Source organism: Sporomusa sp. KB1, assembly GCF_007830295.1.
Classification (GTDB): Bacteria; Bacillota; Negativicutes; order Sporomusales; family Sporomusaceae; genus Sporomusa.
Genome location: NZ_VLKC01000002.1, coordinates 2,519,254 through 2,532,124 on the forward strand (window position 1 = coordinate 2,519,254; position 12,871 = coordinate 2,532,124).

10 protein-coding genes are annotated in these 12,871 nt (G+C 42.6%); 1 reads left to right on the forward strand and 9 read right to left on the reverse strand.

The features are described from left to right. Positions 1-53 precede the first annotated feature (53 nt). The 8 genes from SALPA_RS15390 to SALPA_RS15425 form a co-directional block, all read right to left on the reverse strand. A complete protein-coding gene (locus SALPA_RS15390; protein ID WP_145095759.1) occupies positions 54-1,466 on the reverse strand; it encodes a cell wall metabolism sensor histidine kinase WalK in 1,413 nt (470 codons plus the stop codon). Beyond that, entirely contained in the window at positions 1,450-2,076 is a 627-nt protein-coding gene (locus tag SALPA_RS15395) for a response regulator transcription factor (protein WP_145102010.1), read from the reverse strand. Before SALPA_RS15395 ends, SALPA_RS15390 begins: the two co-directional genes overlap by 17 nt. Positions 2,077-2,328: 252 nt before the next feature. Beyond that, complete coding sequence (locus SALPA_RS15400; RefSeq protein ID WP_145095762.1) at positions 2,329-3,000, reverse strand: hypothetical protein; 672 nt, start codon at positions 2,998-3,000, stop codon at positions 2,329-2,331. Positions 3,001-3,047: 47 nt separating this feature from the next. Next, positions 3,048-3,668, reverse strand: a complete 621-nt coding sequence (locus SALPA_RS15405; protein ID WP_145095765.1) for a TetR family transcriptional regulator — start codon at positions 3,666-3,668, stop codon at positions 3,048-3,050. A 137-nt stretch (positions 3,669-3,805) separates the two neighbouring features. Next, the gene (locus tag SALPA_RS15410) at positions 3,806-4,249 is read right to left on the reverse strand and encodes a universal stress protein (RefSeq protein WP_186451084.1); all 444 of its coding nucleotides are present in this window, start codon (positions 4,247-4,249) and stop codon (positions 3,806-3,808) included. Positions 4,250-4,291: 42 nt separating this feature from the next. Further along, complete coding sequence (locus tag SALPA_RS15415) at positions 4,292-7,393, reverse strand: efflux RND transporter permease subunit (RefSeq protein ID WP_145095771.1); 3,102 nt, start codon at positions 7,391-7,393, stop codon at positions 4,292-4,294. Continuing rightward, positions 7,390-8,517, reverse strand: coding sequence for an efflux RND transporter periplasmic adaptor subunit (locus SALPA_RS15420; RefSeq protein WP_145095774.1), 1,128 nt, complete (start codon positions 8,515-8,517; stop codon positions 7,390-7,392). The genes SALPA_RS15415 and SALPA_RS15420 overlap by 4 nt, the downstream gene beginning before the upstream one ends. A gap of 227 nt (positions 8,518-8,744) precedes the next feature. Further along, positions 8,745-9,362: a TetR/AcrR family transcriptional regulator gene (locus SALPA_RS15425; protein ID WP_145095777.1), complete on the reverse strand. Its 618-nt coding sequence runs from the start codon at positions 9,360-9,362 to the stop codon at positions 8,745-8,747. 302 nt (positions 9,363-9,664) lie between these two features. Between SALPA_RS15425 and SALPA_RS15430 the strand changes: the two genes are divergently transcribed. Beyond that, complete coding sequence (locus SALPA_RS15430; protein ID WP_145095780.1) at positions 9,665-11,638, forward strand: methyl-accepting chemotaxis protein; 1,974 nt, start codon at positions 9,665-9,667, stop codon at positions 11,636-11,638. Positions 11,639-11,698: 60 nt separating this feature from the next. On the opposite strand, the gene SALPA_RS15435 is transcribed toward SALPA_RS15430, so the two are convergent. Beyond that, the gene (locus tag SALPA_RS15435) at positions 11,699-12,631 is read right to left on the reverse strand and encodes a LysR family transcriptional regulator (RefSeq protein ID WP_145095783.1); all 933 of its coding nucleotides are present in this window, start codon (positions 12,629-12,631) and stop codon (positions 11,699-11,701) included. Positions 12,632-12,871 lie beyond the last annotated feature (240 nt).

Here is a 12,871-nt window from a genome sequence, read left to right on the forward strand (position 1 = left end):
GGAGGGTTACATAGTTTTGTTTTTGCTGTAGCTGTTGTTTGCCGTTGGCGTACTTAACAGATCGGAATACGGACAATTATTTTAGTTCCTTCACCAAGTGTACTGTCTAAATGAATAGTACTGTTATGCTGGTCGGCAATCCAGCTGGCAATGGAAAGCCCGAGCCCGGTGCCGCCGGTGCCTTTAGAACGGGACTTATCAACCCGGTAGAACCGATTGAACACATGCAGCTGATCTTCATCCGGGATGCCTGTGCCTGAATCTTTAATACTAACTTCAAAGTGCGATTCAAACTTTTGGGCGTCAATAATGATTTTTCCGCCGCTTGGGGTATAATTGATACTATTTTCAATAAAAATTCGCAGCATTTGCTTGATGGAGGCAGCGTCTGCACAAATATCGGCAGGCTGATTTTGCTCAAGGGTAATGGTGTGATTTGGCGCTATCATACAAGTTTCCTGATAAATTTCTTCAATAAGGTGTTCGGTATTAAATGGGGTCTTATTGAGTATTTGCCGGTTTTGGTCAGCTCTGGCCAAAAACAGCAATTTCTCAATTAATCCATACATATTTTTGGCTTCCGATTTTATCGCTTCAATGCCTTCCTGGAGGGCGGCAGGGTCGTTTTTGCCCCAGCGATCCAGCATGTCGGCATAGCCGCTGATAACCGTTATGGGTGTTCTGAGTTCGTGGGAGGCATCTGATACAAACCGGCATTGTTTTTCAAAACCTGTTTGAATTCGGTTTAGCATATGATTGAAGGTTTTAGCCAATTCATGAAGTTCATCATTGCTGTCGGTCAGTGGTATTCGTTTTTCTAAATTTTTGATTTCTATTTCTTTGGCAGCATCGGTTATGTTGCGAATAGGCCGCAATATCCGATTGCTGATGAAGATGCCGGATATGATGGCAATAATAAGCCCTAACAGATTAGTAATAAACAGGGTTAGAATTAAAGTGCCCAGGAAATCATTTTGCTCCTGCATGGGTTTCATAACATGCAGCTTAAGCAAACGGTCATTTATAAAAAATTGCTTTTTCGTCTCATAGAAATAGAGATGATCCATGTCGATAAGTTGGGATAATGCATTTTTCATTGATGTAAATCGACGATGGTCAAAATAATGTTTTTCCCAACTTGCGGGAGGGGCACCTAATGCATGGGAATCACTATCAATAAGCAGGGAATCTTGCTCATCATATATTTTTAGTATTACTCCCGGAGACAGCAGGTTGTTTTTTAACCTAATTAAACTATCGTCAACCCGGTTTGTCTTCTCAATGTAATGTGTTACGTTCAGGATACTTTGTCGTAAATCGTCATGGGCTTGGTTAAACAGTACATAAAGTAATCCTACGATAGTCAGGCAGCTTGTAAATAAAAGAATACATGACAAAATGGCTGAGTACAGGATGGTTAGTTTAATAGAAATGGGTATTTGCAGCAGTTTAATCTTTGACCACATAGCCAACTCCTCTGACTGTGAAAATATATTTCTGGTTATAGCATTCATCCAGCTTACTGCGCAGATAGCGAATGTAGACATCTACCACTTTGGTGTCGCCCATAAATTCATAGCCCCAAACCTCCTGAAGGATGCGTTCACGAGTCAGCACAATATTGTGATTGCGGATTAGGTATTCCAGGAGATCGTACTCTTTCTTGGTTAACTCGACTGCCTGCTGATCAATATGGGCTTCATATCGTTCTGGGTACAAGACCAGGTTTTTTATCCGTAATTCAGTATCGTTGGAGCCGGGTGGCGATGTTTTATTTTTCCGCAGCGCAGCCCGGATGCGGGCAATGAGCTCCGGGGTAGCAAAGGGTTTTGTTATATAGTCGTCAGCACCGATATCAAGGCCTGTAACTTTATCGATAACGTCATCTTTGGCAGTCAGCATAATGATCGGTATTTCCGATAACTCACGTACCCGTTTGCAAATTTCTATTCCATCCATTTCCGGTAACATGATATCCAAGAGAACCAGGTCATAGCTTTCCTGTATAATACGGTCCAGTGCTATACGTCCATTTGACTCAATGAATGTTTTAAAACCCTCATGTTCCAATTCCATTTGCAGAAAACGGGCGATTTTCTGCTCATCCTCGACAATTAATATTTTTTTATAGTCAGCATGCACGAATTTTTACCTCCTGGTCAATAACATCTATCCTTTATATAACCATTTTTTTTCCCTGTTGAAAAGACTATTTAGTATTTTTAACCAAATTCTAACCTTGGTCTCATAGTTAGCAAAAAGGCGGCGATAGTTGCATACCATCATGGTGATATGCAGCTGTCGCCGCTTTCCTTTGCCATCGTTTAGTTATTGTATATATTTCGAATTTAAAACTGTCGTCACAGACGGCGTTGCCCGGTTTTTTAAACCTATGATAATCTCAATGCTAACCAGTGACCAATAGACGGTAAGTTCAGCCCATTCTTCCAGTAGTACTCTGTACGGATGGAGGAACTGTATTGTTGTTTTTTCAAACCAGGTGGTAATAATCGCCATTATAATTACAATTGCGATATCGAATAAAGGAAGTGGCGCTTGCCGGAGGTACTGTAATGGTGAACTGCAGTAAATGCCAATTAGCATCGAAATGCTAGCTATGGCGACAAACGGGTGGACCCATGGGCCATACCACACCTGATGAATGGAAAGAAATTCAGGTCCATTTTCCCCCAATGCAACCGGATAAAATACTCGTCCCCAGCTCAGTTCCCGCCCAATGCATAGAAGCCAGAAAAGTATCAGCCATAACCAGAGGTTGCGGACGTTACGGTTATCTCGATTATGTTGTGCCGCAAACCAAGATAACACTAAGCCTATGCTGAGGATAAGGACTTGTATATTTTCCAGCGGTCCATTCTCCCAACCCCAGGAACGAGGCAGAGACAGGCCGAGGGGGAACAACAGTACAACCATAATGATGGAAATCCAAGTGGTCGAAAAGGGTTTATAAACAAAACGGAAGGTTGGTTGTGTTTCCACGCGTATCAACGCCTTTCATTCACAAGATTATGGTTGGTTTTTTACTGTTAACCAATAAAGGATTGTTTGTTAGGACAATTTTCAATTCTTTTTATCCCTTGTATAAAAATATAAAATGCCTGATTGGAATAGTCTTTATAATCGTCTTTAACAAGAGGAGTAGATTCGGTCATTAGTCCAGGAGCGCAAAAAGGGGAATGAATGATTTCCAGCAGTAGGATAGTTAGATGATGCTGCTGGAGGGTAGGGATGAATTCCTGCTCCGAAATCCCCTGCCTAAGGCAAGTAAAAAGACAATGATATAGTTCAGCGGTATATTGTTTTACAATGGAACTGCCATTTGTAGGCCCCCGCAATCTTTCATAATGCCAAAATGAAGTCAGGTAAGGCTGCTGACGTTTTAATTTAACAATGACTTGGGTAAGACGTTCGGTTGCAGTTAATCCTGTTATTGTTTCAATTTCCTGAAGTGACTTGAGGGCCGGTGAAAAGTGATTTTGCAAAATCACTTGGTAAAGTGGATCTTTACCACCAAAGTAGTATGAAATCGAGGCGACATTTACGTGGGCTTCCATTGCCAATTGCTTTATGCTAATGTTTTCAAATCCTTGCTTGGCAAATAAAGATGTGGCGATATCTATAATTTTATTTTTTTTACTGTTTTTCATAGTCACCAACTCCTTGTCCCTCTAGATCTTCATGAACAAGTTTTTCCGTGGGTAAGGAAAAGTGATGTATGTCTTCATCTTACCCACGGAAAGGAAAGATTAGAATGCAAATGATATGAAAAGGTTAAATGGAAAACTTATTTGACAACTAAAACAGGGCAGTGGGAGTTACGGACGACGTAGGTGCTGACACTTCCCAGGAGTAATCCGGAAATGGTTCCTAGCCCCCGGCTGCCAATGATGATGATATCATAGCCATTTTGCTCAGCAAATTCTGTAATAGCAATGCGGGGTTCGCCCACTTTATTATATGTTTGAACTTTAGTGCCTTCGGGAACATGTTTTAAAGCCTCTGTAAGTATTTGTTTAGCGAAATTTGCGGGATCTGTAGAGATATTTGCCGGAATGGTAATCCCTTTCACCTGATCGTATAAGGGTGTTTGCTGTGATAAAACTGATACATAAAGGATGGTGATTTCGGCATCTAAGGAATGTGCCATTGCCACTGCGTGTGACAAAGCCGTAAGTGAATTTTTGGACCCGTCAATAGGCACCAAAATTTTCTTATACAGTTTTTCCATAGGTAACAACTCCATTTCAATATATTTACCAGGTAAGGATTATTAAACAGAAAGCCCATTCTTAGTGGTAGTTGTTTCAGAATCCTGGGTGTTTGCAGCTGGTTGTGCCCGATACAAGGTAGCATACATAACCGGCAGTACGATTAGTGTTAGTATTGTTGCACCGGCCAAGCCGGCGGCAATGGCGATAGCCATTGGTCCCCAAAACTCATCGGTAAATAGAGGAACCATCCCGAGAATAGCTGCAGCTGCTGTTAAGCAGATGGGGCGAAAGCGGATAATTGTTGCGTTGATAATGGCATCCCAGAGGGATTCACCGGCTTCAAGCTGCTGAGAGATCTGGTCCATTAGCACGACTGTATTACGCATAATAATCCCGGCTAAGGCTAGAATTCCCAGAGTTACAACAAAGCCCATGGCACTGTTGGTCACCAAGAGGCCGATTGACACCCCAATGAGTCCTAACGGTGCTGTTAACAGTGTTAGAATTAACTTCGGAATACTTTGCAGTTGGGTTATCAGTAGGATCATGATGGAAATAAGCATCGCCGGGATAGTCGCATTAATATATGTAGTCGCTTTTACACTGTCACTTTTAGTACCATCATAATCGATGCTATAGCCTAAGGGCAGATTGGCGCGTACGTCAGCAAGACTTTCATATACTTGCTGGGCGATGTCGTCACCGGTTGCTCCCGGCGTTATCTCTGCCTGCACCCAAACCATAGGTTTTAAATCACGGCGGTAAATCAAGCCATGTTCGGTATCAAAGCTGATTTTGGCAATTTGATCAAGGGGAATATATTGACCGTTACTAGCTTGGATATTGAGGTTTTTTATGCGGGAGGGATCATAGCGATCCTGGGAATCAAAGCGGAAAACCATATTGACGGTTTTGTCATATTCCCTGAATTCTGCAAAAGGCGCACCGCTTAACTGGGCTTGGAGAGCATTAGACAGCGTCTGGGAGGTAATGCCTAAATTGCGGGCTTTATCTTGATCAACAGCTAAATGAATAATTTTACTTTTTTCATTCCAGTTGAGGTTGACATTTTTGGCTCCCGGGTTGGCTTCCATGGCAATACGTACTTTTTCGGCTATCTCGAGGACCTTATCCTGGTCATAGCCATTGACGCGCAGCATAACCGGGTAATCAGCTGATGGCCCGTTGGGTATAATCTTGGTATGAACATGCACGCTGGGAAACGCATCATTTACTAACTTACTGAGTGAATCGTTCAACTGGTCACGGGCCTTATAATCGTTAGCAACAATGATAAACTCAGCAAAGTTAGTTTTGGAAAAAGTCGGCTCAAAACTTAAGACAAACCGGGGCGCCCCCTCACCCACATGGTAGGTGTAATACGAAATCAGGGGATTATCGTTCAGTTTTTCGGCAACTTGGTTAGCGACTTCATCGGTATTGTTTATCGACGCTCCTTCCGGTAATTGTAGTTGAACAATAAGCTCCGGCCGGGTAGAATTCGCGAAGAATTGCTGTTTGACTAAGCCCATTAAGCCCACAGAGACGATAAAACAGGCTGCGGTAACAGCAAGCACGGTTTTGCGATGCGACATGCACCAATTCAAGGTGCGTTTAAATAGATTATAAAACTTGGTGTCATAGACATCATGTTCGTCTTCGCCCGCTGCTTTTGGTTTAATCTTAATAAACAGGTAAGACATTAACGGGGTAACTGTCCCGGCCACGACCCAGGAGGAAATCAGGGCAATGGCGATGACGGAGAAAATCGTTATACAATACTCAGAGCCGCTGCCAGCAGCCAAGCTGACAGGGATAAAGCTGGCAACAGTCACCAGGGCACCGGTTAAGCGCGGATAGCCTGTTGAGGTATAAGAAAAACAGGCAGCATTGAAACGGGTCCAGCCCTGTTCCAATTTGACGATCATGGTTTCAATGGTGATAATGGCATCATCTACTAGCAGACCTAACGCAATAATCAGGGCACCCAGCGATATTCGCTGCAACTGAATACCGACCATATCCATAAAGCAGAAGGTTATCAAAATAACCAGGGGAATGCACATGGCGACAATCAGACCGGCGCGGGCGCCCAGACTGGCAAAGCTAACAAGTAAAACGATGATGACGGCTTCCATCAGTGATTTTATGAATAAATTAATCGAAGTTTTTACTACCTCAGGCTGATTAACGGTCTGGTGGATTTCCAGCCCGGCAGGCAGCTCTTTTTTTACTTGCTCAATAGTCTTAGCCAGGTTTTCGCCTAAGGTAAGAATATTATCACCAGGCTTCATCGCCAGCGAAATGCCAATGGCGGGCTCACCGTTATAATAAAATTTAGGGTCACTAGGCTCGGCGTAGGCGCGGGTTACTTTGGCAATGTCACCTAAGCGGAAGGTACGTCCGTTAGCTTGAATAGGAACATTGCGGATATCTGCCAACTGTTCAAACATACCGGTAATGCGTAAATAGATATTGTCGGATGCTGTTTCTAACATACCGGCAGCCGTCTTGGCGTTTTGTGCTGCCAGGGTGGAAGTTATTAGTTCAGGACTAATTCCCAACTGCGCCAATTTACTATTTTCTATTTCAATATAAATTTTTTCTGTTTGCACACCCACAAGCTGAACTTTGTTAACAGAGGGGACACCCAGCAAAATACGGCGGATACGTTCGGCCTTTTCCCGCATTTCTTCATAGGTATAGCCATCACCGGTAAGGGCATACATTACACCATATACATCATCGAACCGGTCATTAAACGCGGGTTCAGAGGCACCAGACGGTAACGTATTTTTAATGTCGCTAACCATTTTCTGGGCTTCCAGCCACCTAAGACGGACATCTTTTTGGGGAACAGTGTCTTTTAAGTGAACGTAAATAACTGCTATTCCAGGCTTGGAGAAGCTTTTCACATAATCAAGCCCAGGCAAATCCTGTAACTTTTTTTCAATTTTGTCGGTAACTTGTTCTTCCACTTCCCGCGCGGTAGCACCCGGCCAGGAGACATTGACAATCATTTGTTTGATGGTAAAGTCCGGATCTTCCATCCGGCCGAGGTTGTTATAAGAGTAGAAGCCGGCGACAAAAAATAGGAGTATGAAAAAGTAGATAAAATGCTTATGATTCAGCGACCATTCGGTTAGATTGAAATTTTTCACAGGGACTCACCGCCAACTTGTATCTTTTGTCCTGCTTTGAGTTTATGTACGCCTTTGGTTACAATGCAATCACCCTGCTGTAAGCCTTCGAGGACTTCAATTGATGTTTCATTAATAAAGTTGCCCACTTTTATGGGGCGCGAGGTAAGCATATCGTTTGTTACTATCCAAACGGTTGGCGTATCGCCGGTTTGATAAATGGCAGTCAGTGGAATAGTTATCGTTTGCGGTACATTGCTGCTGGCCACGGTTACGCTGGCGGTCATTCCTAATTTCATTTCAGGCGGCGGGTTTAGTAAGCTAATGCGTACTTTAAAGGTACGAGTGGTTGGATCAGCCATAGGGGCAATCTCTCTTATTGTACCAGCAATCATTTTGTTAGCTAATGCCCAGAAAGTGACTTTGATGTCCTTAGCCTGGCGCAATTCTTCAATGCGGTTTTCAGGTACACTAATTTCCACTTCACGGTCGCCGTCCTGCACTACGGTGGCAATGATTTGTCCAGCACTGACGACTTGGCCTATTTCGGCAGAGATGCTGGAGACAATACCTGATTTATTGGTCTTTAAAAGAGTGTAATCCAGTTGATTGGTACCTTGCTCATATTGAGCGGAGGCTTGCCGCACCCCGGCAACGGCTACATTGTAGGCATTGGCATACTGGTCATATTGGGATTGACTGATAGCACCGCCTTCCAATAATTCGCGGTACCGGTTGAGATTGCTCGCTGCTAACTGCAGCTGCGACTCAGCCGAATACACCTGAGCGGAATTGCTATTAACGGTTTGCACAACATCCTTGGCGTCAATTTGCATCAACGCATCCCCTGCGCTAACATGACTGCCTAATTGGACATTCCGGTTGGTAATTCTTCCATTGACCTGGAAAGCCAATTGACTTTCATAGCGGCCGCGTACTTCACCGGAATAGGTATACTCCTGGGTATTTGTTGTCGTGCCAATTACCGCGGTGCGTACTTTGCCAATCTCTTCGGCTGCAGCTACTGGCTTGTTATGATCTTTCAAGATAACGCCCCCGATGATACCGAGCCCGATGATTGCTGTGGCTAAACCGCAATATAATTTTTTTGTTGGTATTTTGCTTAACCAATTTAATTGTCGCATTGTTTCACTCCTTAGTCTCATTCACAATTAATTTTTGAGGGGGATAAGCTTAACTTGTTCATGCCTCCTTTCGCTTGATGGTCAGCCAACTTGCTAGTGAGTGGTAGATTTTTATGCGGAGTCAGCCTATTAATTGAATATATTCAATTAATAGGCTAAAAAAAGCCGCCCACCCATTTCATTGGCTGACGGAATTTTTTTATTAAATTGCATTATAGTATACTGATTTATAGCGATATATGGATTGTTCCGTCCTGCGCTCCTAACGTTTTTTCGATAATGGATTCAGCCATTCTCAAGCGAAAGGACAAAAGTTCAGCAGGTAGTTTCTGAGGCAAGGCCACAATGAGAAGATCGATAATTACCAGGATGAAATCCAAAACTGTCGGAGGATGGGATACATGAAAATATTGTTTTTCGTTTCCTTCATTAATGACTTTTAGTATCCATGGTGAGAGGAAGAGGTTACTGTGGCGAGATATTTTATACCTAACCTGTAGGAGCTGCTGGTCATGCAATAAGTCAAGATACAACCCGCCTTTGTATTGAACGCCCTGGAGCAGGGTAGATATCATTAATTCGATTTTGCGGGGGGGAATAAAACTGTCGGAATAAGCTATCTTTTTGATTTCAGCCAGGAAGGAAGAAGATTGACGAATAACTAATGATTCTAAAATTTCCTCCTTGGACTTAAAGTAGTAATAAAGCATTCCCTGGGCAACGCCCATTTTTTTGGCGATATCGCTAATTGTAGTTCCAAGGTAGCCCTTGCTTGAAAATAAGTATTCGGCAGTATCTAAGATTTCAGTGATTCTAATTTGCGGGTCTTGTGGAGTTCTTGCCATTGTAGCACCTCTATAATTGAATTCATTCAAATTATAGAGCTTACTGGGAGTTGTTGTCAAGAATAACTTCTTTTATAATGGCGGTGCTTTAGCCTGTTGCTTATGGATTTTTATTATATTCATGCTTCATAATATTTTTATAATTAAAATAATTAAATTGTTCTCAATTATTAAGTAAAGTAAACTTAATGCGACAAACCGAAATGGTATCCAGACAAATTTAACCATAAGAGGTTAGAATATTACCCAAAGGCTTTTGCTGCTATGACCAGGTATCCTAGGTCCAATGTGGGAGGAGTATCATGAAAAGTATCAAAACAAAACTCACTGTTGTGATTTTAACTATTTTTTGTGTGGCGCTAAGTGCTCTGGGGGGGCTAAACTACTGGAAGGCACGGCAAGTGATTACGCAGACTATCATGAGTGACATGGAGAAGAAGGCAGTCAGTATGGCTGCGGACTTGGGTGCTTGGCTGCAAGGCCGACAATCAGAACTAATTATAATGTCAGTCTCACCTGAAGTACAACGAGGGAATAAAGATACGATTCTTCCTTTTCTGGAAAACGCCGTAAAAACCAATAAAGAATATGATTCTATAACTTACATTGATATACTGGGGAATTTTATAAACTCAGCTAAAGTTACAGGAAATGTTGCCGAACGACCTTATTTTCAGCAAGCTATGCGAGGGAGTACAGCCACCTTCGGTCCGTTTTTATCAAAAACTAATGGGCGACTGGTAATGTTATTTGCGGTTCCTGTTAAAGCGGATGGTAAAGTAACCGGTGTATTGACAGGTGCTATTGATATGGAAGGATTGACGGCGAAGGTATTGTCAACCAAAGTTGGTCAAACAGGATTTGCCTTAGTCGCCCAACAGGACGGACTAACTATTATCCATCCCGACAAGGAAGTAGCAATGAAAGTCAATCCATTGAAAGATTCTAATGTTGATCCTGGACGAAAAGCGTTTACTGAAAAAATGATACAAGGAGAGACGGGTATTGTTACCTTGCAAACTCTGGGGGTTGACAGGTACATTGCCTATGCACCTATACCCCTGGTTAACTGGGAAGTGGCGCTGACGGTGCCGATCGCCGAGGTAACAGATACAGTGTCATCACTTACGACTATTTCGATGGCCACTATCTTTGTTGTACTAATAATTACGGGGTTGTTTGTTGCCTGGTATGCTCGCCGTATTGCTAAACCTATTCAGACATTGGAGATGGCAGCAAAACGGATCGCAGACGGCGATATTTCACAAGTAAGGTTCAGCACTGTATCCAATGATGAAATCGGACGGTTAGGGAAGAGTTTTGAGCAGATGGCGGAAAACTTACGTAGATTAATACGCAAAATTACGGAGGCGGCCGATCAGGTAGCGGCTTCCTCTGAAGAACTCAGCGCCAGTGCGGAACAGTCTGCTCAAGCAGCTAATCAAGTAGCGCAAGTCATTGCTGAAATGGCGAACGGAGCAGAAAAGCAAATGAAGGCCGTGGATGATACTGCGTCAGTGATAAATCAAATGACGGAAGGGGTTCAGCAGATTACAGCAAATGCTAACATAGTTGCGGGTACTTCAGAAAAATCAGCAGGTTCTGCACAAAAAGGCAGTCAGGCGATAGAGAAAGCAATTGCCCAGATGGGGAATATCGAAAAAACGGTTACTAGATCGGCTCAGGTTGTAGCAAAATTGGGCGAACGCTCAAAGGAAATCGGACAAATTGTAGATACTATTTCCGGTATTGCGGGGCAGACCAATCTACTGGCTCTTAATGCGGCCATTGAGGCCGCCCGGGCGGGTGAGCAGGGACGAGGGTTTGCTGTAGTTGCCGATGAAGTTCGAAAACTAGCAGAGCAATCGCAGGAGGCGGCTAAGCAAATTGCGGGGCTAATTACGGAAATTCAAAAAGATACTGATAGTGCGGTAATCGCGATGGATGATGGCACAAAAGAAGTCCATATTGGGGCTAAGGTAGTGAACGATGCTGGCCAAGCCTTTGAAGAAATTTTTAGATCAATCAATGAAGTGTCGGTTCAGATGCAGGAGATATCGGCTGCTATTCAGCAAATGGCCGGCAGCAGCCAACAAGTCGTAGGGTCAGTGCATGAATTTGATACAATTAGTAAAGATGCTTCCGGGCAGGCACAAACTGTATCCGCTGCTACGGAAGAACAGTCAGCAACCATGGAAGAAATTGCAGCCTCTAGTCAGGCACTTGCCAGGATGGCAACAGAATTAACTCAGGCTATTAGTACTTTCAAGATATAAAAACTGCCAAATAAGCCGAAAAGATAGATTGATCATGATCAATTACCTTTCCGGCTTATTTTAACATGGGGGTGTAATCGGAAGCAGCATATCATTTTGTATGATTTGAATATTATTTTTGGCTTTATTAAGAAACAAAGGTATAGCTGGATTCCGATTTATCTTTTTCCAGGATGCTACCATATCAACTTGTGCATCTTCACCTTCCAATTTTATAAAGCGAAGATTAGGACTTGCATAGGGTTTGGTAGCAAAGTAAGGGAGAATGGCGATTCCTTCGCCTGATTCAACAAGCGTAAGCAAAATTTCAGTGAGATAAGGCCGTTCGACTATTTTAGGGGTAAAACCCCGGTTGGCGCATAATTGTAAAGTGAAATCGTAGGGGCAGGGTGCAACTTCACGATTTAGGACAATAAAAGGCTCACGAGCTACGGCGGCTAAATCTAACTGAGGCTGATTTGCCAGGGGATGGTCATATGGCATTACAAAACATTCAACATCCCGCAAGAGTGATTGCCAGACTAGATGGGGCGTATTCTGTAACGATACTGACATGGTAAGGCCTATATCTACATCATTGTGTTCTAAGGCCATATTCAAATCACCCCAATTCAATTGAAGTAACATTAATTGAATCTTTGGATAGGAGTTTCGAAAGTCTTTCACTAGTTTGGGTAAAAAGTGTTTAGTATGTGATTCCAGGAAGCCAACTTTAAGAGTACCCGCAAAACCGGAGGCGGTATGGCGGGTTTTTTTTATTGCTTCTTCAAGTATAGCAATAATGAACTTAGCTTCTTTCAAAAAAACCTGCCCAGCTTCTGTCAGTTGGACTGAACGAGAATTTCTTTCAAATAGTTTGACACCCAGGTGCTTTTCTAAATCCGCTATTTGTAAACTTACTGCGGATTGTGTGAGATATAAGTGTTTGGCCGATTCAGTAAAATTTAATCGCTCTGCGACACAAACAAAGATTTCCAATTGCCGAGTTTCCATAATTCCCTCCGAGCGGATTTAGTCAGCAAAACTTGAGGAGTAATTAAATTATAGTGTAGTTCTAATTAATTAACAATAAATTATGAATATTGATGCAGGAGCAGGTATTAAATTTTTTTATTATTGCAATGAGAAATCTGAATTTCCGCAAAAATATATTTTACTATATTATAAAGAGGAAGATTGTGAATTTTGACAATGTTGTTACATTGCCAAGTACAAAGGGAAATGCATCACTAA